20 protein-coding genes and 1 tRNA gene are annotated in these 25,061 nt (G+C 55.7%); 2 read left to right on the top strand and 19 right to left on the bottom strand.

Annotated elements, in window-relative coordinates; all coding sequences use genetic code 11:
• Nucleotides 1–141: 141 nt before the first annotated feature.
• Nucleotides 142–1,788 carry an FMN-binding glutamate synthase family protein gene (locus AAGD24_RS07360; RefSeq protein ID WP_127400829.1) on the top strand — a complete coding sequence of 549 codons (1,647 nt, stop codon included), beginning with the start codon at nt 142–144 and terminating at the stop codon, nt 1,786–1,788.
• Nucleotides 1,789–1,904: 116 nt separating this feature from the next.
• Nucleotides 1,905–1,981, top strand: a tRNA-Pro gene (locus tag AAGD24_RS07355).
• 60 nt (nt 1,982–2,041) lie between these two features.
• Here AAGD24_RS07355 and AAGD24_RS07350 read toward each other — a convergent pair.
• The 19 genes from AAGD24_RS07350 to AAGD24_RS07260 all read right to left on the bottom strand — a co-directional run bounded on the left by AAGD24_RS07350 (nt 2,042) and on the right by AAGD24_RS07260 (nt 25,061).
• Nucleotides 2,042–2,413 (bottom strand): VOC family protein, encoded by a 372-nt coding sequence (locus tag AAGD24_RS07350; protein WP_075195578.1) that lies wholly within the window; start codon nt 2,411–2,413, stop codon nt 2,042–2,044.
• 116 nt (nt 2,414–2,529) lie between these two features.
• Entirely contained in the window at nt 2,530–2,895 is a 366-nt protein-coding gene (locus AAGD24_RS07345; protein WP_036204624.1) for a MerR family transcriptional regulator, read from the bottom strand.
• Nucleotides 2,876–3,178, bottom strand: coding sequence for an integration host factor subunit alpha (gene ihfA / locus AAGD24_RS07340; RefSeq protein ID WP_007151838.1), 303 nt, complete (start codon nt 3,176–3,178; stop codon nt 2,876–2,878). Before ihfA ends, AAGD24_RS07345 begins: the two co-directional genes overlap by 20 nt.
• Nucleotides 3,179–3,181: 3 nt before the next feature.
• Nucleotides 3,182–5,554, bottom strand: a complete 2,373-nt coding sequence (gene pheT / locus AAGD24_RS07335) for a phenylalanine--tRNA ligase subunit beta (protein ID WP_379867005.1) — start codon at nt 5,552–5,554, stop codon at nt 3,182–3,184.
• Between the two features lie 59 nt (nt 5,555–5,613).
• Entirely contained in the window at nt 5,614–6,612 is a 999-nt protein-coding gene (pheS, locus tag AAGD24_RS07330) for a phenylalanine--tRNA ligase subunit alpha (protein WP_036204614.1), read from the bottom strand.
• Between the two features lie 139 nt (nt 6,613–6,751).
• On the bottom strand, nt 6,752–7,105 hold the full coding sequence (rplT, locus tag AAGD24_RS07325; RefSeq protein WP_007151841.1) for a 50S ribosomal protein L20: 354 nt from the start codon (nt 7,103–7,105) through the stop codon (nt 6,752–6,754).
• A gap of 50 nt (nt 7,106–7,155) precedes the next feature.
• Nucleotides 7,156–7,347, bottom strand: coding sequence for a 50S ribosomal protein L35 (rpmI, locus tag AAGD24_RS07320; RefSeq protein ID WP_007151842.1), 192 nt, complete (start codon nt 7,345–7,347; stop codon nt 7,156–7,158).
• Nucleotides 7,348–7,440: 93 nt separating this feature from the next.
• Nucleotides 7,441–7,983, bottom strand: coding sequence for a translation initiation factor IF-3 (gene infC, locus AAGD24_RS07315; RefSeq protein WP_075195579.1), 543 nt, complete (start codon nt 7,981–7,983; stop codon nt 7,441–7,443).
• On the bottom strand, nt 7,980–9,905 hold the full coding sequence (gene thrS, locus AAGD24_RS07310; RefSeq protein WP_075195580.1) for a threonine--tRNA ligase: 1,926 nt from the start codon (nt 9,903–9,905) through the stop codon (nt 7,980–7,982). Before thrS ends, infC begins: the two co-directional genes overlap by 4 nt.
• A gap of 146 nt (nt 9,906–10,051) precedes the next feature.
• Nucleotides 10,052–12,649 (bottom strand): TRAP transporter permease, encoded by a 2,598-nt coding sequence (locus tag AAGD24_RS07305; protein WP_379867001.1) that lies wholly within the window; start codon nt 12,647–12,649, stop codon nt 10,052–10,054.
• An 86-nt stretch (nt 12,650–12,735) separates the two neighbouring features.
• A complete protein-coding gene (locus tag AAGD24_RS07300) occupies nt 12,736–13,719 on the bottom strand; it encodes a TAXI family TRAP transporter solute-binding subunit (protein ID WP_036204607.1) in 984 nt (327 codons plus the stop codon).
• A 188-nt stretch (nt 13,720–13,907) separates the two neighbouring features.
• Nucleotides 13,908–16,292, bottom strand: a complete 2,385-nt coding sequence (locus AAGD24_RS07295) for an RND family transporter (protein WP_036204606.1) — start codon at nt 16,290–16,292, stop codon at nt 13,908–13,910.
• A gap of 46 nt (nt 16,293–16,338) precedes the next feature.
• Nucleotides 16,339–17,487, bottom strand: coding sequence for a YCF48-related protein (locus AAGD24_RS07290; RefSeq protein WP_379866999.1), 1,149 nt, complete (start codon nt 17,485–17,487; stop codon nt 16,339–16,341).
• 154 nt (nt 17,488–17,641) lie between these two features.
• Nucleotides 17,642–19,030 carry a DUF1329 domain-containing protein gene (locus tag AAGD24_RS07285; RefSeq protein ID WP_036204601.1) on the bottom strand — a complete coding sequence of 463 codons (1,389 nt, stop codon included), beginning with the start codon at nt 19,028–19,030 and terminating at the stop codon, nt 17,642–17,644.
• 185 nt (nt 19,031–19,215) lie between these two features.
• Nucleotides 19,216–21,861, bottom strand: coding sequence for an aminopeptidase N (pepN, locus tag AAGD24_RS07280; RefSeq protein WP_036204599.1), 2,646 nt, complete (start codon nt 21,859–21,861; stop codon nt 19,216–19,218).
• 30 nt (nt 21,862–21,891) lie between these two features.
• Nucleotides 21,892–22,734, bottom strand: a complete 843-nt coding sequence (locus AAGD24_RS07275; protein ID WP_085681349.1) for a DUF2797 domain-containing protein — start codon at nt 22,732–22,734, stop codon at nt 21,892–21,894.
• Complete coding sequence (locus tag AAGD24_RS07270; protein WP_379866997.1) at nt 22,731–23,030, bottom strand: YeaC family protein; 300 nt, start codon at nt 23,028–23,030, stop codon at nt 22,731–22,733. The genes AAGD24_RS07275 and AAGD24_RS07270 overlap by 4 nt, the downstream gene beginning before the upstream one ends.
• 138 nt (nt 23,031–23,168) lie before the next feature.
• Complete coding sequence (locus AAGD24_RS07265; RefSeq protein WP_036204588.1) at nt 23,169–24,044, bottom strand: rhomboid family intramembrane serine protease; 876 nt, start codon at nt 24,042–24,044, stop codon at nt 23,169–23,171.
• Between the two features lie 3 nt (nt 24,045–24,047).
• Nucleotides 24,048–25,061, bottom strand: a complete 1,014-nt coding sequence (locus AAGD24_RS07260) for a metallophosphoesterase (protein ID WP_036204586.1) — start codon at nt 25,059–25,061, stop codon at nt 24,048–24,050.

The following is a 25,061-nucleotide window of genomic DNA, read 5'->3' as shown; positions in this document are numbered from 1 at the left end:
CGCCCTGAAAACAATCTTAGACCAATATTTCAGTGTTCGTACAAATTACTCCTTGATCCGTCTTGCCATACGGGAACGTATCTCCCGCACTTATACTGTTAATATTCTGCAAACATACTACACATCCACTCAGAGGAGTTTATGGCTAAAACCGAAACCTTCCCCTTCCGATATACGCTTTATGCGCTGAGCCTGACCGGCTTTATCGTTTCTCTACTGGCCAGTACCATCTGGGGGGGCTGGTTTTATGTCGTCCCCGTCCTGCTCGGGGGATTGGCGGCAACCGGCACATGGGATCTGCTTCAGCGTAAACGCACTGTTAGCCGAAATTACCCCATCCTCGCCCATTTTCGATATTTTCTTGAATCGATTGGCCCGGAAATACGCCAGTACTTCATCCAGTCCGACACCGACGAACGCCCCTTTTCACGTGAACAGCGCACCATCGTTTACCAGCGAGCCAAGAACGTACTCGACAAGCGCCCTTTCGGCTCACAGTTAGGTATGTATGACGAGGGTTTTGAGTGGATCAACCATTCCCTCCAGCCTTCTGCACTGAAAGACGCTGACTTCCGGATCGTGATTGGCAAACAGTGCGCCAAGCCCTATAACGCCAGCGTCTTCAACATCTCGGCGATGAGTTTTGGCTCGTTGTCGGCCAATGCCATCCTGAGCCTCAATGCTGGCGCAAAAATGGGGAACTTCTATCACGATACCGGCGAAGGCTCCATATCCCGCTATCACCGGGAACCGGGCGGAGATCTGGTCTGGGAAATTGGTTCCGGATACTTCGGATGTCGCAACGAAGACGGCACTTTCAACGAAGAGAGGTTCGCCCGCAATGCCACTCTCGACCAGGTAAAAATGATAGAGGTCAAACTATCCCAGGGTGCCAAACCTGGACATGGGGGCATTCTTCCCGGCGAGAAAGTGACACCGGAAATTGCCGAGGCCCGCGGCGTCGAAGCTGGCAAGGATGTCGTTTCCCCGGCAAGCCATTCAGCGTTCTCTACACCCAGGGAATTTCTCGAGTTTCTGGAGAAACTCCGTGAGCTATCGGGCGGCAAACCGGTGGGCTTCAAACTGGCTATAGGCCATCCCTGGGAGTGGTTCGCCATCGTCAAGGCCATGCTGGAGACAGGAAAAACACCCGATTTCATCGTTGTGGATGGCGGTGAAGGCGGCACCGGCGCGGCTCCTCTGGAGTTCATCAACCGTATTGGAACACCCATGACGGAGGCCCTGTTGCTGGTACACAACACACTCGTGGGCACCAACCTGCGCGAACACATTGCCATTGGCGCTGCGGGCAAGATCACCTCAGCATTCAACATAGCCCGGACCCTGGCCCTGGGGGCAGACTGGTGTAACGCGGCAAGGGGCTACATGTTCTCTCTCGGCTGCATACAGGCGCTCAGTTGCCATACAGGAAAATGCCCCAGCGGTGTTGCAACCCAAGACCCAAGGCGAAGCCAAAAGCTTGATGTTCAGGATAAGAGCCAGCGTGTTTACAACTATCACAAGAACACCCTGGAAGCCTTGATGAACCTGCTTGAGGCGTCAGGGCTCAAGCACCCCTCCGAACTTGGGCCGGAACACATCATCCGCCGCACCTCCAAGACGGAAACCCATTCCTATATGGACCTGTTTCCCTTTCTGGAGCCGGGTGCCCTTCTGGAAGGAGAGACCGGTGAAAGAGTGTTTGATACCTACTGGCCGAACGCTACCCCGGACAGCTTCGATCCGCCGGAGTTTATTCGTCAGCTTCGAGAAACCAAACTGCGATAGAAATGCCCGAAGAATTCGGCGATTGGATGTTTATTTTTATCCGAGGCTGGTGTAGACTTCGCTCCCGCTAAGCCACTGAGATATCTCTCAAGTTTCTCTCTGGCCACTGGCAATTTCGGGGCGTAGCGCAGCTTGGTAGCGCACTTGCATGGGGTGCAAGGGGTCGTAGGTTCAAATCCTACCGTCCCGACCAAATTCCCTACACAAAGCCCGGGCCGAAAGGCCCGGGCTTTGTTGTTTTCACAGACGACTGCTAGCCAAAGTGGAAGAAGGCCAGCTTGTTACCGTCCAGGTCTCTCACGTAGGCGCCATAGAACTGATCAGGGATCCGCTGGCCAGGCTCGCCGTCACAGCTCGCACCCAACTCCAACGCTCGCTTGTAGTGGGCATCTACCGCCTCCTTGGACCCTGGGTGAATGGCGACCATATTGCCATTGCCCGGCTGATTGGGTTCGCCATCGTAGGGAGTGCACACGGCCAGCATCGGCGCCTTCATACTCTCCCCAATAAACGCAATGCGGCCCATATCCAGAAGGACCCTAGCGCCGATATCTCCCAACAGTTCCGAGTAAAAGGCCTTGGCTCGGGACATATCACTGACGCCAATCGTTACGTATCCAATCATGCTGTTATTCTCCGGTGTGAGTGTCGGTCAACTATACGACCTATTTGTTCATTTCGGCGACTGCCACCAACAAAAAAGCCGAAGGCGAACCTTCGGCTTTCAGCTTCAAAAACGTCTCACTTCACCGGCGTATTGAGCACGTCGAGAACATCTTCCAGTTCGGTAATCATCTGCCGGATCAGCTGCTTGTACTGGGAGGTATCGTCTTTCACCTCGTGGCTGCTGAGCTTCTGCTTGGCCCCGCCAATGGTGTAGCCCTGATCATACAACAGGCTGCGGATCTGGCGGATGGTAATGACATCGGCACGCTGATAGTAGCGGCGGTTGCCACGGCGCTTGACCGGAGAAAGCTGAGGGAACTCTTGCTCCCAGTATCTGAGCACGTGCGCTTTTACAGCACAAAGTTCGGCAACTTCACCAATGGTGAAATAACGCTTCCCCGGTATCGTGGGTAATTCGTTGTTATGACTGGGTTCCAGCATACGCTTCTACTTTCTGTTTTAGTTTTTGTCCCGGGCGGAACGTAACAACACGCCGTGCACTGATCGGAATTTCCTCACCGGTCTTCGGGTTCCGTCCCGGCCGCTGTTTCTTGTCACGCAGATCAAAGTTACCAAATCCCGACAACTTCACCTGTTCGTTGTGGCTGAGAGCGCCTCTGATCTCGTCGAAAAAAGCTTCCACCATTTCCTTGGCTTCACGTTTGTTGAGACCCAACTCCTCGTACAACCGCTCTGCCATCTCCGCTTTCGTCAAAGCCGCCATCTGCTAACTCCTCAGTGTTGCCCCCAACTCTTCGCGCAGTGCGTCAATCACACCGTTGAAGAGCGAATGCACCTCTTCTTCATTTAGTGTGCGCTCGGGATGCTGCCAGAACAGGCTGAGAGCGAGGCTTCGGTTGCCTTCACCCAGGCTTTCACCTTCATAAACATCAAACGCACGCAAAGCCGTGAGGTGCTCCCCGGCGTGCTTTTTCGCTACACGCTCGACGTCTGCAAACCCCACGTCGCTTCCGATAATAATAGCCAAATCCCGCCGAACTTCTGGGAATTTTGAAATATCTTTGAAATTAGGCACATATCCAGAAACGACCGAATTCAAGAATAGCTCAAACATCAGAATCGTGCCATTAAGTTCCAGTTTTTTCTGCACTTGTGGGTGCAATGTGCCCAGCCAGCCTACATGTTCTCCGTCCCGCATCAACTCCGCCGTCTGGCCCGGGTGCAATGCGGGATGCTGACTGGCAAGGAACTGAACCTCGATACCAAGGAGCTGGAACAGACTCTCCAGCTCTCCTTTTACGTCAAAGAAATCGGCGTTTCTGCGACCGTTTGCCCAATTCTCTGGCAATTGCCCACCTGCGATCACCCCAGCGAGCATGGGCTGCTGATCAATCCGGTCGCCGTCTTTCACGAAACGGAGCCCGGTTTCGAACAGCCGAATTCGAGGTTGCTGACGGTTCTGATTGTAAGCCACGGTTTTCAGCAGTCCGCTCCAGAGGCTCGTGCGCATGACAGACAGATCCGACGAAATCGGGTTTGCCAGCGCAATGCCTTCCCGCTCTGGATCAATCAGGCCCTGAACCTTCGGGTCTACAAAGCTGTAGGTAATCGCTTCCTGGTATCCACACGTCACGAAATAGTTCTGGATAGCCGATACCGGGCGGACGGCCTCTTCCTGCGTGCGAAGGCCGAGTGATCCCGTGGGTTCCGTGACCGGCAGGTTGTTGTAACCGTATATCCGTCCAATTTCTTCGATCAGATCCTCTTCGATACTGATATCCGGGCGGAAACTCGGCACGTGTACCCGCCAGCCATCCTTCAGCAGCTTATCGATATGAAGGCCCAGACGGGTCAGAATTTCTTCCACCGTAGTGCGGTCGATCTCCAGCCCCAACACGTCGGCAACACGTGTCTCCCGAAGGTCCACCGTGCGGTCTTCAGGCAAGTCCTGCTTGCTGACAACCTCGACAATATCCCCAGGCTCGCCACCCACGATGGACATCAACAATGCCGTTGCACGCTCCATGGCATCGCGGGCAAGCTCGTAGTCCACGCCACGCTCGAACCTATGTGAAGCGTCCGTGTGAAGGCCATAGTGGCGCGCCTTACCCGCCAGAGTAATCGGATCAAAATAGGCAGCCTCAAGGATCAGGTCGCGGGTTCGCTCACTCACTCCGGAATGCTCGCCACCCATCACACCGGCAATCGCTATCGGCTTGGCGTGATCCGCGATAACCAGGGTATCCGGGGTCAGTTCCACTTCCTGTCCATCCAGCAATACCAACTTTTCACCCTGCATTGCCCGGCGCACAACAATGCCACCCTCTATTTCCTCACGGTCAAAGGCGTGTAGGGGCTGACCCAGTTCAAGCATCACATAGTTGGTAACATCCACCGCAGCGTCGATAGAGCGGATCCCGGAGCGGCGAAGCTTTTCCTGCATCCACAGTGGGGATTCAATGCTAAGGTCCACGTTGCGCAGGATTCTCCCCAGATACCGGGGGCAGCCTTCGGGGTCTTTCACGGCGATGTCAGGCACCTCTGAGTGCACTGCTTCCACGGGGAGAATTTCCGGCCCCTCAACCACAAGGCTGTTCAGTACCCCGACTTCCCGGGCGATCCCTTTGATCGACAGGCAATCACTGCGATTCGGCGTCAGATCCACATCGATGGTGACGTCGTTCAACTTGAGAAACTCACTCAGCTCCTGGCCTACCGGCGCATCGTCCGGCAACTCCATCAGGCCGTCATGGCTGTCCGAAAGGCCAAGCTCTGACTCTGAGCACAGCATTCCTTCCGAAGGTTGCCCACGCAGCTTGGCCTTCTTGATCTTGAAGTCGCCCGGCAACACCGCTCCGACGACGGCAAACGGCACCTTCAGGCCGTCGCGCACGTTGGGCGCACCGCAAACCACCTGTACCGTTTGAGCACCATCACTGACCTGACAAACCCGAAGCTTATCCGCATCGGGATGAGGCGATACCGACACAACCTCACCCACAACAATGCCACTGAACTTGCCGGCTACCGGCTCAAATCCGTCAACTTCCAGACCCGCCATGGTGATCTGATCCATCAATGCCTGGGTATCATTCGCCGGATTGACCCATTCGCGTAGCCACTGTTCACTGAATTTCATGGTATCTGCCTTGTCCTGATGCGGTGTTGCCTGTTAGTTCGTTTACCTTGATGGCGTGTTCAACGGAACTGCCGCAGAAAGCGGAGGTCGTTCTCAAAGAACATGCGCAGGTCATTCACGCCATAGCGAAGCATGGCAAGGCGCTCTACGCCCAGACCAAACGCAAAGCCACGATATTCCTCGGCATCGATACCGCAATGCTCGAATACTTTGGGGTGAACCATGCCGCAGCCCATCACTTCCAGCCATTTGATGCTGCCATCCTCTTCGCGCCCCCATTCGATATCCACCTCGGCGGACGGCTCCGTGAACGGGAAATAGGACGGGCGGAATCGCACTTCCAGGTCGCGCTCGAAGAATACCCGCAGGAATTCCTCAACGGTGCTCTTCAAGTCCGCAAAGCTCACGTCTTTCTCGACCAACAACCCTTCCACCTGGTGAAACATGGGAGTGTGGGTCATATCCGAGTCGCAGCGGTAGACGCGGCCGGGGCAAATCATCCGAAAAGGTGGCTTGCCATCTTCCATGGTGCGAATCTGAACCGGTGAGGTGTGGGTTCGCAGCAATGTGCCGGGATTGAAGTAAAACGTGTCATGCATGGCACGGGCCGGATGGTGGCCGGGAATGTTGAGAGCTTCGAAGTTGTGATAGTCGTCTTCGATTTCCGGCCCCTGCTCCACGGTATAGCCCGCGCGGGAGAAAAATTGCTCAATACGCTGAAGGGTGCGGGTAACCGGATGCAAACCACCCAGATCCTGGCCTCGCCCGGGAAGCGTCACATCAATGGATTCACTGGCGAGTTTTTGCTCGATGGCGGCGCGCTCAAGGTCTGTACGGCGGGCGTTGATAGCCTGCTCCACCTGCCCCTTGGCGTCGTTGATCTTCTGGCCGGCGGCGGGACGTTCTTCCGCAGACAGCTTACCCAGTGTCTTCGCCTGCTGGGTGATCACACCCTTCTTGCCAAGGTATTCAACACGAATCTGATCCAGTGCCTGCAAACTGTCGGCACTTTCAACCGCCGCCAGGCCGTCCTGAACGAGTTGATCCAGGTTTTCCATTGACCCTGCTCCAATCCAGAAATGGAATCACTCTAAACAAAAATAGGGGAAGAGCGCGCCCTTCCCCTATCAGAAGGCGTCTTCATGAACCCATGGAGACGCCTGAATCGATCGGTTAACCGATGAAAGAGCTAAGCGATCACAGAGACGCTTTGGCCTTCTCAACAACAGCGGTAAACGCCTGCTGCTCGTTCATGGCCAGGTCGGCCAGAACTTTACGGTCGATCTCAACATTGGCCTTCTTCAGGCCAGCAATCAGACGGCTGTAAGACAGGCCGTTGGCACGGGCGCCAGCATTGATACGGGCAATCCACAGTGCGCGGAACGAGCGCTTACGGTTACGACGGTCACGGTAAGCGTACTGACCGGCCTTGATAACCGCCTGTTTGGCTACGCGGAAGACGCGGCTACGCGCTCCGTAATAACCCTTGGCCTGACTGAGAATCTTTTTATGACGACGGCGTGCAACCACACCACGTTTTACGCGAGGCATACGTTAATCCTTCTACCTTTAAACCTAAAAAGAAATGGCTAGCGGCTGAATCAGCACGCCGTCATACGTTTGATTGAAGCCACATCGGACTTGGCAATCAACTTGGTACCACGGAGCTGACGCTTACGCTTCGGGCTCTTCTTGGTCAAGATATGACTGGTGAAGGACTGCTTATGCTTAAAGCCAGTAGCGGTCTTCTTGAACCGCTTGGTGGCCCCGCTTTTGGTTTTCATCTTGGGCATTTTTAAAACTCCGCATTCTGTTTTTAAGTGATATCAATGTGCCCCTGAACGACAAATCCCCCGCGACCGCGGGGGATCAGCACCGGATCAGGTTCACTTCTTTTTACGGGGGGCCACTACCATGGTCATCTGGCGGCCTTCCATTTTCGGCCGCTGTTCTACCTGGGCAAGCTCTTCAATATCCACTTCGATCCTGTTCATGAGCTTCATACCAATTTCCTGGTGTGCCATCTCACGCCCACGGAAGCGGATAGTGATTTTGCCGCGGTCCCCGTTTTCAAGGAAACGTACCAGGTTGCGTAGTTTGACCTGATAATCCCCTTCTTCAGTTCCTGGCCGGAACTTAAGCTCTTTGACCTGCGTCTGCTTCTGCTTTTTCTTGGCAGCCGCTTTGGCCTTCTTCTCATCGAAGATTTTCTTGCCGTAGTCCATTATCTTACAGACGATCGGATCGGAATCCGTAACCTGAACCAGGTCAAGAGACGCTTCTTCAGCCTGCTTGAGTGCATCTTCAATCGGTACGACACCGACCTGATTGCCTTCGGCATCGATCAGACGGACTTCAGTTGCGTCAATGTTCTCGTTGATCGGCGCTTTTGGAGTGCGCCCCCGATTCGCTCGCTGTTTAATAATCAGATCTCCGTTTTGGTTCTGCCTTTGCGATTGATTTCGTCAGCCATCAGCTGCTCAAACGCTTCCAGCGATAAAGTTCCCAGATCCTCACCCTTGCGGGTTCTCACCGCAACGGCGTTGTTTTCAACTTCTTTGTCGCCGATAACAACAAGGAAGGGAACTTTGTTAATAGTATGCTCGCGGATTTTAAAGCCGATCTTCTCGTTTCTCAAGTCAGCATTAACCCTATAGCCAAGGGAATCCCACTTTTTCGCAAGATTCTGGCAATAATCCCGCTGATTGTCGGTAATATTCAGCACCGCGATCTGCGTTGGCGCAAGCCATGTCGGGAAAGCGCCCTCGTATTCCTCGATGAGGATACCAATAAAGCGCTCGAACGAACCAAGAACCGCCCTGTGCAACATCACCGGCGTCTTGCGCTCGGAGTTATCTGCCACATATTGGGCACCCAGCCGTCCCGGCATGGAAAAATCGACCTGAATGGTACCACATTGCCACACCCGTCCGATGCAGTCTTTCAGCGAAAACTCGATTTTCGGGCCATAAAAGGCGCCCTCACCCGGCAAAAGCTCCCAATCAACGCCTTCCCGGTTCAATGCTTCTTCCAGCGCGGCTTCCGCTTTGTCCCAGACTTCGTCCGAGCCAACCCGCTTTTCAGGACGGGTTGAGAGCTTGTAAAGAATCTCCGTAAACCCGAAATCCGCATAAATCTCGTGGAGCATGCCGATAAAGTCAGACACTTCCTGCTGAATGGCATCCTCTTCGCAGAATATGTGGGCATCGTCCTGGGTAAATCCGCGAACCCGCATCAAACCATGCAAGGCACCAGACGCCTCGTTACGGTGACAGGAACCGAACTCGGCCAGACGCAGAGGCAGGTCCTTGTAGCTTTTCAGGCCCTGGTTGAAAACCTGCACATGGCAAGGACAGTTCATCGGCTTGATGGCGTAATCGTGCTTCTCGGACTCCGTGGTAAACATGTCGTCCTTGAACTTGTCCCAGTGCCCTGACTTTTCCCAAAGCGCCCTGGAAACCACCTGCGGCGTCTTGATCTCCTGGTAACCATGCTCATGCTGCTTGCGGCGCATGTACTGCTCGATCTCCTGATACAGGGACCAGCCATCCGGATGCCAGAACACCATGCCCGGGGCCTCTTCCTGCATGTGGAACAGGCTCAATTTCTTGCCGATCTTGCGGTGGTCGCGCTTCTCGGCCTCTTCCAGGCGATGCAGATAGGCCTTCAGGTCTTTCTTGTTGCCCCAGGCAGTGCCATACACCCTCTGCAACTGCTCGTTGCTGGTATCACCGCGCCAGTAGGCGCCGGCAACCTTGGTCAGCTTGAAGGCCTTGAGCTTGCCGGTGTTGGGCACGTGAGGGCCACGACACAGATCGATAAAGTCACCCTGGCGGTAGAAGGACAGATCTTCCTCACCGGGAATATCCTCAATGATTCGAACCTTGTATTCCTCGCCCATCTCATCAAACAGACGGACAGCTTCGTCACGGGACATGACCGATCGGGACACCGGAATATCCTGCTTGGCCAGCTCTTCCATGCGCTTTTCGATCCGGCTCAGGTCTTCATTGGTGAACGGCCGGTCGAATTTGAAATCGTAATAGAACCCGTTATCCACAACCGGACCAATAGTCACCTGAGCGGAAGGAAACAGTTCCTTGACCGCCATGGCCAGGAGATGTGCGGTGGAGTGGCGGATAATGTCGACGCCGTCTTCATCACGCTCGGTGACAATGGCAAGCTCAGCGTCTTCTTCAATCGGGAAGCTGGTATCGACCAGTTGGCCATTTACACGGCCGGCAATGGCGGCCTTGGCAAGCCCGGCACCAATGTCTGCGGCGACATCGTGAACGGTAACAGATTCGGCAAAACTGCGGTGACTGCCATCCGGCAGGGTAACAACAGGCATAGTAGGCTCCTAGGGACTCAGAGGTGATCCGTACCAAAGACCACATGTTGACGGTTGGCCGCGATACAAACCGCGGACCGTTGCGCGCAGGAGTTTAACAGAAAAAAGCCCGGCAGGTTAATGCCGGGCTTTTAAGGGGAAAAGGGTCAGCCGTAGGCGCTGGCCTCTTCGGGTGTGCGTCGCCGCAATTGGCCGAACGCGACAAGACCAAGCAGTATAAGCGCGGGAATGAACATAAGTTCCTTCGGCGGGCGCTCATTCTCAACCTGCACGGCATCAATGGTCCAGCCGAAGCTGACGCCGGCGTTCTCTGCCTGGCTACCATAGCCAACGAAATCCACCACCATCGTGTCATCCTGACGCGACAGCTCAAGGCCAGCGCTCGCCAGTCTCGCCTCCGGGGATTCCGCTGCGGGTAGCTCCAGACTGAGATAGGTGGAAACTTCGTCACCACTCAGGGACATGCCCGATGCCTGCACTACCAGGGACTCGCCTGCGGGCACATTTTCAATATGCTCAATCACCTCGGTACCCGGCCTGTCCTGCGTTGCCGGGTAGACCATGTCCCACCAATACCCTGGACGGAACAGGGTAAACGTGATCAGCAGCAGCAGAGCCGACTCCCACTTGTAGCTCTTGGTAAACCAGTAACCCTGAGTGGCCGCCGAGAAGACCAGCATGGCCGTCACCGCACTGGCAACCGTCACCAGCAAATCCACCCAACCCGTCAGGCCAATCAACAACAACTGGGTGTTGAAGATGAACATGAAGGGCAGAATCGCTGTCCGAATATCGTACGTGAAGCCCTGCACACCCGTTCGTATCGGGTCCGCCCCGGAGATAGCCGCCGCCGCGTAGGCGGCCAGCCCCACGGGCGGCGTATCATCCGCCAGTATGCCGAAATAGAACACGAACAGATGGACAGCGATCAAAGGCACCAACAAGCCATTCTGGGCGCCCAGTGTCACGATAACCGGAGCCATCAGGGTGGAAACCACGATGTAGTTGGCGGTCGTAGGCAGCCCCATACCCAGAATCAGACTGATAATCGCTGTGAAAACCAGCATCAGCAACAGGTTGCCGCCGGAGATGAACTCCACAAACTGGGTCATCACCAGGCCAATGCCTGTCAGCGTCACCGTGCCCACCACAATGCCGGCGGTGGCTGTCGCCACACCGATACCAACCATATTCCTCGCGCCAGTTACCAGCGAGAGGGTGAGGTCAACGAGGCCGGTTTTTGTTTCCGCAAGGAAGTGACCTTTTTTGCGGAAAAACGCTTTCAGTGGCTGCTGAGTGATCACGATGAAAATCATAAACACCGTGGCCCAGAATGCTGATAGCTGGGGCGAAAACCGCTCAACAGTCAGGCACCAGACCAGGACAACCACTGGCAACAGGAAGTACAAGCCGGTCTTAACCGTTGGCCCCACGTCAGGCAGTGTATCCATTGAGGATTCAGGATCGTCCTGAGCCAGTTCCGGAAAGCGGGTGGAGTACCAGACCAGTCCGATATAAATGAGCAGTAGCAGCGGCCCGAGAACCCACACAGCCGCTTCGCCCAGAAGCACCTTCAGCCATCCAATGCCGTAATACACGATGAACGTGAGAGCACTCAGGCCGATCAGAATCACAACCCAGTTCAGCATACGCTGCGCGAGAGTCGGGCGATTCGGACGTTCAATACCCTTCATCTTGAGCTTACAGGCCTCAAGGTGAACGATGTAGATCAACGCCACGTAGGAGATCAACGCTGGCAGGATGGCGTGTTTGATCACTTCCAGGTAGGAAATGCCCACGTACTCAACCATCAGGAAGGCTGCCGCGCCCATAATGGGAGGCGTCAACTGACCGTTAGTGGATGCAGCTACCTCAACAGCACCCGCCTTGGTAGCGGGGAAACCAACCCGCTTCATCAGGGGGATGGTAAAGGTGCCGGTTGTCACCACGTTGGCGATGGACGAACCTGAAATCACACCGCTCAGACCACTGGATACCACCGCAGCCTTGGCGGGACCGCCGCGCATGTGCCCGAGCATGGCGTAGGCAACCTGGATAAAGTAGTTGCCCGCCCCTGCCCGTTCCAGCAGCGCACCGAATAACACGAACAGGAAAACAAAACTGGTGGAAACGCCGAGAGCGACGCCAAACACGCCTTCCGTACCCAGCCACATATGGGAAGACAGCTTGCTCAGACTGGCCCCTTTGTGGGAAATCACATCCGGCATATAGGGGCCGGCCAGCGCGTAGATAAGGAACACACCAGCAACGATGGTCAGCGGCAGCCCCAGTGCGCGGCGAGTTGCTTCCAGCAGCAGTACCAGACCACCAAGTGCAATGATCAGGTCCTGGGTAATCGGCGAGCCCGGACGCGTCGCAAGCTGGTCATAAAACAGATACAGATAAGAGGCTGCAAAAGCGGCAGCCAGGGCAAGAATCCAGTCGTAAACCGGTACGTGGTCAACATTCCTGCCACGAATCATGGGATAAGCCGCAAACGCGAGGAACGCTGCAAAGGCGAGATGAATGGATCTTGCTTCCGTCGAGTTAAAAACACCGAACTCAACAATGTAGGGGAGCGGTGACGCTATCCATAGCTGAAAGAGGGACCAGAGCAGAGGGACAACAAAGAGAATCTTTGCAGCCGTACCGGTCGCAGCCCTTCCACCGGTCTCGGTTTGGAGAACCTCTGCAACCTTCTTGCTGTCGATGGTATCCCCGGCTCTCGGTTCGCTATTGGTCATAGCTGGGTCCTGTAAGAATATAGCGGGTCGGAGATCAGAACACCGCGGGCAGGCCTGCCCGCGGTGTCGTTTTACCGGTTACAGGATCAGTCGATCAGGCCGGCTTCTTTATAGTACTTCGCCGCGCCCGGGTGCAGAGGTGCACTCAACGCGTCGGATACCATTTCTTCTTTCTTCAGGTTGGCAAACGCAGGGTGCAGGCGCTTGAAGCTGTCAAAGTTCTCGAATACAGCCTTGACCACTTCGTACACTACGTCCTCAGATACCTCGGTAGACGAGACAAACGTTGCCGCCACACCAAACGTGGTCACGTCATCGTCAGAACCACGATACATACCACCCGGGATCACCGCTTCACGGTAGTATGGGTTGTCTGCAACCAGCTTCTTGGTCGCTTCGTTATTGACGCTGACGATCACACTGTCACAGGACGTGGTCGCTTCCTTGATCGCACCGGAGGGGTGCCCAACGGTGTAGAAGAATGCATCAATATTGCCATCACACAGAGCCTGGGATTGCTCCGCAGCCTTCAGTTCCGCCGGAAGCGAGAACTTGTCCATGGTCCAGCCCATTTCGTCCATCAGCACTTCTGCTGTGGCGCGCTGGCCGGAACCGGGGTTACCGACGGACACGCGCTTGCCTGCAAGATCTTCAAACGTCTTGATACCAGACCCCTTGCTGGCAACCACCGTGAATGGCTCGGGGTGCAGCGAGAATACAGCACGCAGCTTCTCGTTCTTTCCATCTTCCTCGAACTGACTGGTGCCGTTGTAGGCGTGGTACTGCCAGTCAGACTGGGCTACCGCCAGGTCCAGCTCACCCTGGCGAATCGCGTTCAGGTTATAGACCGAACCACCGGTGCTCTCTACAGAGCAGCGAATACCATGTTCCTTACGATCCATGTTAACCAGGCGACAAATCGCACCACCAGCCGGATAGTACACACCGGTTACGCCCCCGGTACCGATGGTGACAAATTTCTGCTCCTGCGCGGTAACCGCTGTCGAAGCGGTTCCAAGGCTGACCGCTGCTGCAACTGCAAGTGCGGAAAATTTCTGTTTCAGTGCCATGACTTTTCCCTTATCTGTTCATTATTGCTTTTTTGGGCCCGCGTAACGAAACGGACACTCCTCACTTTCGCCTTAAAACATAGACCACTTTGCGATATAAATAAAGCAAGGGTTAGCTCGCTAACCACTTGAGCAAAAAAACAAAAAAGCCCGCAGAGCGGGCTTTTTTGATCAAGCGGTCGCGAATCTTATTTGTTCGCGCGGGCCTTGGCAACCATTCGATCCGGGCGCAGGAGGAAACGCGCCAGGGCCGGCAGCAGCCAGATAGAGCCCACCATGTTCCAGATGAACATGAAGAACAGCAACAGCCCCATATCCGCCTGGAACTTGATCGGCGAGAAGATCCAGGTAACCACACCGATACCCAGCGTGACACCGGTAAAGATAACCGCCTTACCAGTAGACCTCAGGGTCTCGAAGTATGCTTCCTGGAGTGTCTTGCCCTCCAACAGGAACTTCTCGAGCTTGCTGTAGATATAGATACCGTAGTCGACACCAATACCCACGCCCAGCGCAATAACCGGCAACGTCGCTACCTTGATACCAATGCCTGATACCGCCATGATCGCCTCGGCCAGGATCGACGTCAGGCCCAGTGGGATCAGAATACACAGAACCGCACGGATAGAACGGAACGTCAGCAGGCACAATGACGCGACCACACCGTAGACGAAGATCAACATCATGTTCTTCGCACTTGAGATGACATCGTTCGTGGCAGCTTCGACGCCCGCATTACCGGCGGCCAGCATGAACGTGTATTCGTCGTTGTTATTGTTGCTGGCGAACTCCTCAACGCGTTCGGTGACTGTTTCCAGCGTTTCTGCCTTGTGATCCTCAAGGAAAACAAGCACCGGTGTCAGATCACAATTGGTATTGATCAGGCCTGCCGGTGCCTCACGGATCGAGGCATTGATAATAGTCTGGTTGCGGGAAATCTCATACCACTTCCAGTTACCCTCGTTCAGTGCTTTGGTAACAATCTTGGACACATCGGCCAAAGACGCCGAGGACTGCACGCCAGGCGTGTTCTGAAGCTCCCACTGAAGGTTGTCCATCGCGCGGAGAACGTTGTACTGGGTACACTGCTCTTCCTCGGTTTTCACCATCACGACCAACACATCGGCACTCGTTGAGTAGTTGTCGATGATGTAGGCATTGTCCTTGTTGTAGCGGGAATCGGCCCGCAGCTCCGGCGCACCCTGATCAAGGTCACCGACTTTCAGGCCTTGCTTGTAATAAAGGCCAAGACCCAGGCCAATAACCGCTATCAACAGAGAAATCGGTGCCACACCGGGATGTGCGAAGTAAGACATGACGCGCCACTTGCGGTCCTGCTTTTCACCATGATTCTGCACATGACGAACACCGCCCTTGGAGATACCAAGGTACGACATGATCAATACGTGCAATACCAGGTTGGTCAGAATGACGAACGCCACACCGATGCCGGCGGCAACGGCCAGATCCCGGATAACATCGATCTCGATGAAGAACAGAGTCAGGAAGCCGAAGGCATCTGAAATCAGAGCCAGCATGCCCGGGATGTAGAGCGCCCGGAACGCAAGGCGGGCCGCGGTAACGGAATCAAACCCTTTCGCCGCTTCCACCGCCATGGCATTCACAATCTGAACGCCATGACTGATGCCGATGGCAAATACGAGGAACGGAACCAGAACCGAGTAAGGGTCCAGGCCATACCCCAACAGCCTCAATGTGCCCAGTTGCAGGAACACCGCGATGATGGAGGTGAACACCGGAACCAGTGTTCCGGTAATGCAACGTGAGTACCCGAACAGCAACAGGGTCGTCAGGATAATGGTGATGCCCGCAAACCAGGCAATGGAACCAATACCCTCAATGAGGTCGCCCACTTTCTTGGCGAAACCGACGATGTGAATTTCAATGTTCGGATTCTGCGCCTCGTACTTGTCCCGGATCTTTTCTTCCAACTGGCGCGAGAACTCACCGTAGTCCAGCGGCTCGCCAGTTTCAGGGTTGTTCTCATAAAGCGGCGCGTACACGATGGTAGAACGGAAGTTGTCGGAAATCAGGCGCCCTACTTCGTTCGAACGGAGTACGTTCTGACGCAGCTGTTCAAGGGTGGCCCGGGAGCCATCGTAACCGTCCGGGATCACGGTGCCGCCCTGGAACCCTTGCTCAGTCACCTCAACCCAGCGAACGTTGGAGGTCCAGAGTGATTTCAATCCGGAACGGTCCACCCCGTTGAGATAGAACACCTCATCGGTGATCTGCTTCAGGGTTTCCATATACTCGGCTGTGAAGATATCGCCCTCTTCCACTTCCACGGCGATACGCACAAAGTTACCCAGGTTCTCCAGATCGTCCCGGTGCTCAAGCATATTGACGATGTAGGGATGCTCCAACGGAATCATCCGCTCGAAACTGGCATCCGGCTCAATCTTGACCGCGTTGTAGCCAAGGAACAGCGTCAGGAAGAAAAAGGCAATCAGGATGATGGCCCGATTGTTGAAGATCAGCCGTTCCAGGAACGGTTCTGCCTTCGGTGTAGTCAGGTAATGCTCGCCCTTGTCGTGCTTCGGGTTCGACATTCAAAAGCCCCTCTAATTTTCTATCTGTTGGTGCCGCATCAGGGCGTTATTGAAGATTCTTGCCGCGGGCGTCGGTGTGCTTCACGCCACCCTCGCCCACAATCAGCAGATTGGTTCCCGATACGGGGACAACATCCATCACCCCTTCCCGATCATCCCGGAAGTAGGGACGGAAGGTATCTCCACCGTTGGTGCTCATTAGCACTGCGCCACCATTGCCAACCAACGTGATACGGCCGTCTTCGGACACCGTGCCATCATTGAGGGTTGCGTCCGACTCACTGGGCACCACTTTCCAGCTTCTGCCCAGGTCGGATGAAAAGAAGATGTTCCCACGCAAACCGAATGCGAGTATCTCATTCACATTACCGGTTCCGATTGCTCCGAACAGGGAGCCCTCATAGGGGCTCTCACGTCTCTCCCAGCTGTCACCGCCATCGACGGACACGAAAATCTGCCCAGCCTCACCGACGATCACCAGGCCACCGCCAGTGATCTGGCCAATACTGTTCAGGTGAAAACTGCTGGGGTTTTCAAGCTTCGGCGCCCAGTCTTTCCAGGTCTTTCCGCCGTCCGTCGTGCGCAAAAACATGCCATAGGCACCAACAACGAAACCGTGGTTCTCATTTTCGAACCAAACATCCAGAAATGGGTTCACCGGGCCGATTTCAAGATCCGCCTGCAGGTTTTCCAGCGAGAAATACAGATCACCCAACGCCCAATCGAGGTCGTCTTTCTCGTCCTCCGGGGCTTCTTCCAGTTTCTGCTTCATTTCGTCGATCTGCTCCTGGCGACTTTCAATCGCCAATTCAGCAGCCCGGACACCGGTGAGCTGGAGCTCCCAGTTTTCGCCCGCATCGTCTGAATGGAGAACAACACCACTGTGCCCAACGGCCCAGCCATGCTGTTCAGTGCCAAAATCCACGCCGGTCAATGTGACGGATACCGGAACTTCACCCTGCACCCAACTTTCACCATCATCATCGGAAAAAATGATATGACCACGCACACCGGCTGCCACGATTCGTTCGCCCGCCGTGTCGACATCATTGAGCAGATGCTCTGGCGCAAGCGCAGTTGGCCGGGATGGGGTTTCGATGATATCTGCAAGCGCAAACACCGTGGGCGCGGACAATGCCATGGATAGTCCAAGACAGGCCGCTCCCAGAGTCTTGCACATCAACCTTGTAGCCATTCAGATTGCCTATATGTTGTGTTGAACTGTGTCACTCTGATTTTACCGGTCGCACCGGCCAATACTATGAATATACCGGTGACCTTCCGACCACCGGTATATCCGTCGCCATCCGTCTCTGGCGAAAATCGTGTTCCAACAGCGAGTCAAGACGTTAACGCACACTCCTGCGACGCAGGGAAGCCGGCGAGAAATACCGTCGGTTGGGCACGTCGTTGGTAAACTTACGGGTGGAACCCTCTTCGGTATCCAGGCCCAGCACGTGATAACGACGGGCCTGAAGGTCATGGTACACATCCAGCACTGTCCATACGCCAGGCAATTCATAATAGTTTTTCGCCAGGCCCATGGTTACGCGCCAGAGCTCACCGCGGCCATCGTACTGGTCCAGCAGCAAGGTGTTCCAGCTATCGGCATCCACATAGAAGCGACGCTTGCCGTAAATATGGCGCTCCCCTTCCTTCAGGGTCGCTTCCACAACATGCACCCGATGGAGCTCCCAACGGGTGAGGTCCGGATTCAGGTGGGAAATACCCAGGATTTCGGAGTAAGGCGTGCCCTGCTCACCGATGCGGTAATTGTTGTAGGGAACGTAGATCTCCCGCATACCCTCATATTCCCAATTGTAGCGGTCCAGGGCACCGTTAAAGATATCGGTGTCATCGGCTGTTCGCAGATTATCTGCGGCTGCAATCGGAGAGTCATAGCCCAGGTTGGGTGCACGGCGAACACGGCGCTGGCCGGCGTTGTAACCCCAACCATTACGCGGGTTGATAATCTGGTTCAGAGTTTCATGGATCAGGATGGCACCACCGGCGAGACGGGGTGGCGACTGGGTGAACGACAGATAATAGAAAATAACGTTATCGAGTTCTTCTTCACTACCCTCAGGGTTGTAGTAATTGAAGAAGGCTTCCTGCTGAGAGGTCACAAGGGAGTAATCGCCATCCGGCTGCACTGCCACTTCGCTTGAACGGCGGGTTACGGAAACGCCACGCCAGCGAGTCAGGTGATTCCAGATTACCTGCCAGGCTTTTTGCTCATTATTACCGTGCAGGATGGGGAAAGGATAACCGGCAAAGGCGCCATCGATCCCCTCGCCTTTACCCACTACCTCAGCATCTACGGCATTTTCCCTGGTGTTTTCAGCAACCCAATCCGGCACCGCGTGTGTGCGACGGCTTTTGTAGACCGGAATACGGAAGGTCGTCGGATAGGTGTCGAGCATGGCGCGGAGGCCGTCGGTCAGGTACTCGTCATACTGATCCATGTTGGACGCGCTGATGGTGAATAACACCTCATCGTCCGGGAAAGGGTTGATATGGTGCTGACCACTACCCTCATATCCGGTAGGGGCTTCGGTGAGGCCACCCGTCCACGCGGGAATGGTGCCTGCCTCGTTGCCGGCTTTCACGGAGCCAAACGGGGTAAGATCCTGACCCAGTCGAGCGGCTTCACTACTGGAAACGGCGGAACTGGCTGGCATGGCAAAAACCGAAAGAGCAAACAGACTGCCCAAAATCACATTGTTCTTGTATGTCATTTTTTAACCTTAAACCTGTCTGAAAGCCCTGTAGAAGGCTTTTCTTATTGTGTTGTCATGGAATATCGGCTCCTGACAGAGTAGCCGATTGGCCGATATTGTCTATCGACCGAAAGTGCGATTTTGTATCCGCCTGTGACAGGCCCCGCGTTGCGGCAGACGGATACCCCAGCGATCTCGCTTCCCTATTGGCCGGCAAGGCTCTTGTGAACCACCTCGTAGACATCCCGCGACAATCCAGACTTGTCACGAACGGTCTCCAGCGCCGATTTCATCTGCTCGCCGTGAACCGGCGCGAATTTGCGCCAGCGCGTCAGCGGAGACACCAGCCTGGCCGCAATCTGTGGGTTACTGTCATCCAGTTTTCGCACCTGCTCCGCCAGGAACTGATAACCGGCTCCATCCTCTGCGTGAAAGGCAGGGAGATTCTGGCCGGCAAACACCCCGATCACCGAGCGGATCTTGTTGGGGTTCTTCCAGTCGAACGCCGGGTGCTCCATCAGTTCATGGACTTTGCGCAAGCCTCCGGTGCGGGTACTGCCCGACTGCACCGCGAACCATTGCTCAACCACCTGGGGGTCGTCCTTCCACTGCTGGTAGAAGTCTGCGAGTGCCTGCTCCTGCTCTTTTTCGTAACCGGAGTTCACCAGGGCACGAAGGGCTCCCATACGATCCGTCATGTTATCGGCCTCGTTAAACTGGCTTGTCGCCAGCGTCCGGCCCTCTTCATCATCGATGTGCAGGAGCCAGGCCAGGGCGGTATTCCGCAAGCTTCGACGCGCCACGGCCTCCGGCGTCACCTCGTAGTGACCGCTCAGGGTGTTGCGGTGATAGCAGGCCAGAAGCTCGTCCCTCAGCGATCTCGCCAGATGCGCAAGCACGCGTTCACGGGCTCTGTGGATGGCAGGTACGTTGGGCTGATCAGCCAGTTCGATCAGATAGGCTTCGGATGGCAGTTGCAGCATTTTGGCAACCAGCGCCTGATCCAGAGACGAGTCCGCCAACAGGCTGCGATACGCCTCAACCAGGCCGGCGTCCACGTTCCCATCGGTGGACGACACCAGTGAGTTGATGACGTCCACCGCCAGGCGCTGTCCCGCGTCCCAGCGATTGAAACCGTCCGAGTCATGGCTCATCAGGAAGGTGAGCTGCTCCCGTGTCCACGGGTAGAATACCCGCACCGGCGCCGAGAACCCCCGCAACAATGAAGGCACTGGCCGCTCCGACAAGCCGTGGAATTCGAAGGTATGACTGGCGTCGGTCAACTCCAGGACCCGGTCCGTTGGCGCATCGGCATCATCTGCAGCCAGCTTCAGTGGCAACGACTCACCCTCGGCACCCAGAAGGCCGATGGCAAACGGGATGTGCTGCGGCTTCTTATCGGTCTGTCCCGGTGTATCCGGAATCGACTGTTTGATGGTCAGGCGATAGATGCCAGCAGCGTCATCAAACTCATCCCGCACTGTCAGCTCTGGCGTGCCAGACTGCTCGTACCAGAGACGGAACTGCGACAGGTCACGACCACTGGCATCCTCCATGGCGCGGACAAAGTCGTCTGTTGTCACCGCCTGACCGTCATGCCGCTCAAAGTACAGGTCACTGCCTTTGCGGAACAGATCGGGGCCCAGCAGCGTATGGATCATGCCCACCACTTCCGAACCTTTCTCGTAGATGGTCAGCGTGTAGAAGTTCGTGATCTCCATATAGGATTCCGGGCGAACCGGGTGTGCCATTGGCCCCGCATCCTCGGCGAACTGAGCGGTACGAAGCATGGTCGCATCCTCAATCCGCTTGACGGTGGGCGAACCCACATCGGCAGAAAAACAGGAATCCCGAAACACCGTGAAGCCTTCTTTCAGGCTAAGCTGGAACCAGTCGCGACAGGTCACGCGATTACCGGACCAGTTGTGGAAATACTCGTGGGCCACGATCGACTCGATGCGCTGGAACGCCATGTCCGTCGCGGTTTCCTGGCTGGCCAGTACGCACGAGGAGTTGAAAATGTTCAGCCCCTTGTTCTCCATGGCGCCCATGTTGAAGTCATCCACTGCGACGATCATGAAAATATCCAGATCGTACTCGCGGCCATACACCTCCTCGTCCCAGCGCATGGCGCGTTTCAGGGAGTCCATGGCGTGGTCGCACTTCTCGGCGTTGCGGGGCTCAACGTACATGCGCAGATCAATGTCACGACCTGACATTGTCTTAAAGGTGTCCCGCTTCTCCAGGAGGTCACCGGCCACCAGAGCAAACAGGTAGCAAGGCTTCGGGAATGGGTCTTCCCAGGTGACAAAATGCCTGCCGTCGGCCAGATCGCCCTTTTCAACATCGTTGCCGTTGGACAGCAGGATGGGATAGCGGGTTTTATCCGCCTCAACACGGGTGCGGAAACGGGCCATCACATCGGGCCGGTCAGGAAAGTACGTAATGCAGCGGAAGCCTTCGGCTTCACACTGGGTACAGAACATGCCCGACGATTTGTACAGGCCTTCCAGGCGCGTGTTGTTCTGGGGTTCGATCCAGGTCACGATCCCCAGATTAAACTGATCCGGCACTTCATGAAGGGTGAGTTTGTCGTCACGGTCCTCGTAGGCGCTGCCCTCCAGGGGTTTGCCATCCAGGCTCACCGATTCAAGTGTGGTCAGGCTGTCGCCGTCGAGTTCAAGGCTCTTGTCCGAGGAATCGCTGTCGGGATTCCGGCGCATGGCCAGGGTACAGTGAACCCTGGCCCCATCTTCAAACAGTTCAAAACGCAGATCCACATGGTCCACCAGAAAGGCGGGCACGCGGTAATCCTTGAGGAAAATGGTCTGTGGCTGACTGGTACGCATTCACTTTCTCCAGAATTCGTTGGGCCGGGCTCAGTGGTTTGGGAAGACCCGGAAGCGGACTTCATAACCGGTGTATTTACGGATATTGATAACACCGGTATCCAGAATCAGGTATTGGCCCTTGATCCCCTGGAGCACGCCGTCCGCCGAGGGCGACTTGTCCAGATTATGAGTTTTTACCGTCCGGGGCCATACCTCGACCGGATAGCTCAGAGCCAACCCGTCTTCATCGACAGCCCGGATACTGTTCTCACCGTGGGCGGCGCGCAATTCCGACAAATCGTCGGCGACCAGCTCCAGCATGCGGCGACGCTCTTCAACCAGATCCAGATCCGGCACGTCGCCTTTAAGCATGGCCCGCCAGTTGGTTCGGTCCGCGACGTACTTCTTGCACGCGACTTCCACAAAACCTGCTAACTGTCGGGTAGTCACCCGGACCATCGGGATGGCATCGACGGCACCCTGGTCTATCCAGCGAGTTGGCACCTGAGAACCACGGGTTATGCCCACCTTGAGACCGGACGAATTAGCCAGATACACCACATGCTCAATCATGCAGTGAGTCTCTCCCCACTCCGGCTCACGGCAGGTGCCCTCATGGTAATGGCATTTTTCCGGGCTCATGATGCAGCTGTCACAGGCGGCCAACTTGCGAAAACAGGGATAGCAGTAACCCTGGCTGAAACTCTTGTTGGTCTTACGATCACAGTTGATGCAGCGTATCACGCCATCGAAATCAAACTGCAACGGGTACCCGACCATCTCATTAAGGGGGATGAGGGTATCGCCCACCCGGATGGTATAGCTGACCGGATCACCGGCCTCTGCAGGCATCTTGCGCAGGCGACCGGTCACATCAACCAATGCGGTCAAGACTTCACCTCAAAGTACTGATCTGAGCCAGCGGTACCGTTTGACGATTTCCCTGCTGTGCGCGACACGCTGGGATCGCACGCAGTCCCCGCCTTTTCGCCGCGGTCAAGGTAACCAACCCGCTCTTCCATCGGTGTGTTGTGGTGGTCTTCGTAATAAATAACGGCCTCCATGCAGATCGACCGCTGCTCGTCACTCAGTTTACGATCATCCGGCCACTTGCCCAGCTCAAGGGCGCGCTTGAGGCTCTGATAAACAGCGGGGTCCAGCCGTTTGATCAGCTCTTCGTAGGTCATTTCGTTCTCCAATCATTTGCTAGCAAAAAATGTGAGGAAACCCGTTGACAACAATAAACGATAATGATTATCATTAACTCACCAAATGACGAAGGTCGTATTCATTTGGTCTCTCTCATCAGGAGCTATACGCTCTTTTCATGCCCCGCGGTTTCGCGGGGCTTTTTTTGGTACCGGCAAAATGGCCGCCAGGGCAAGGCCAGCCACAAAGCCTCCCAGGTGGGCTTCATTTGCCATCTGCCCCAACCCCACCATTTCGGTAAATGGCGTAAAGCCAATCACCATCCAGGCCACGGCAAACGTCACCAGTGCAGGCGGGAACTGGAAACGGGGCACGCGCCGCTGGCTCAACCAGCAATAACCCAGAATGCCGTACACAACGCCAGACAGACCGCCAAACAGAGGCCCACTCACGATGTACTGCAATCCGTTGGACAGCAGGCTGGTCACTACGAACAGGGCAAGTAACCGCGCACGGCCATCGAACCACTCAACCTGACTGCCCAGGAACCACAACATGACGGAATTAAAGATGATATGGGTCCAGCTGAAATGCAGGAAATCCGGCGTGATCAGGCGCCAGACCTGCCCACCAGCCAAGGTAGAAGACAGCGCCTGGATTCGATCCGCCATGGTACCAACATCATAGAAACGCGGATCGACGAACATCAACAGGGTGGATAGCTGATTCTGTCCCATGGCCGTCACCCAAGCCATCAATACGGCCAGGGCAATCATGGCGAGCACCATGGGTGCGTGGCGTGGCGACGGCTGCCAACGCCCCCCGACAAACACCGGCGATTGCGCTGTCGTATTGACAGCGTCCTGCACCTCGGGTTCCTTCAGGAAGCGCTCAAGGGCCTGTAACACCGGCTCCGTATGCTCAGGGTTCTCCAGCCACAGCACCTGTGACCCACCCTCCTCGGTGATCCGGTGCTCCACCCCCTGCTCTTTCAGCCAACGACTGAAACCAGCCAGGTTTATGTCGGTCTCAATCTGTTTCACGCGATACACAGGTTACCTCGCCACGCTGTCTTCGCTGGTGGGATAGTCCGGCTGCTCCGGCCTCTCCACATCCACCCAAACGAACTTGTCACGGGACAGGGTACGTTCGCCATCCAGGCGATAGGCCACTAGCTTGCCGTATTTGACCGCACTGAAGTCGATGCAGGCCACATTGTGTTTCAGTGGTGCCGGCTCGCCTTCCATCCAGTAATGGCCCACGAACACCGGTGGCGCTGAAGCGGGATAGCTGATCAGCTGGCCTCGCTCAGCGTCCGTCAGCTCACGACAGGCGACGTCCTCCGGCAAGGGGTCGGGCTGGAACACCACATCGGCGTAGGTTTTCGGGTTATCAGCCCAGAACTTGGTGCGGAAAAACTCCCTGACGTAGCCGTCTTTACCGGTAATCTTCACGCCCGGCGGCAAGCGAAGATCCGTGCCGCGCAGCAAGGTATCCATGACTTGGCCGGCGAAGGACTCAATCGCCGCCGATGCATGGAGGAACTCGTCATCGATACAGGCACCTCCCTGATTTTCCTTGAATTTGGTGATCAGGTCACTGTCCCAACACGCATGTACTGCCCGGAAATCCGGCTCATCGATAAACAGGGGAATGGTGTAGAACCACTCCAGAAACTCGTTCCATTCGTGGGGGTAATGCTCGAACTGTTCGAGGGTTTCGCGGATCAACCGGTCGTGCCGGGCATTGTGCTCCCGCAGGAACGTCTTGCCACTGCCGGGGCGGGCACGGGTGCAGTAGCCCAGGGCGTTGTACTCGTGATTTCCCATTACGATGCGGGCGGAACCGTGCTCGACCATGTCCCTGACCAGATGCAGTGCCTCACGGATACGAGGTCCGCGATCAATAATGTCACCAATGAATATGGCCTGGCGCCGGGGGTGTTCATAGACACCGTTAACCTTGCGATAGCCCATCTGGTCCAGTAGCCGCACCAGGGTATGAGCGCATCCGTGAATATCGCCGATAATGTCGTAGCCGCGGCTCGCGGATCTTTCCTGTCCTGGCAT

Source organism: Marinobacter sp. M5B, assembly GCF_042604615.1.
GTDB lineage: Bacteria > Pseudomonadota > Gammaproteobacteria > Pseudomonadales > Oleiphilaceae > Marinobacter > Marinobacter salarius.
The sequence above is the reverse complement of the archived record's forward strand: the minus strand, read 5'-3'. Positions and strand labels throughout refer to the sequence as shown.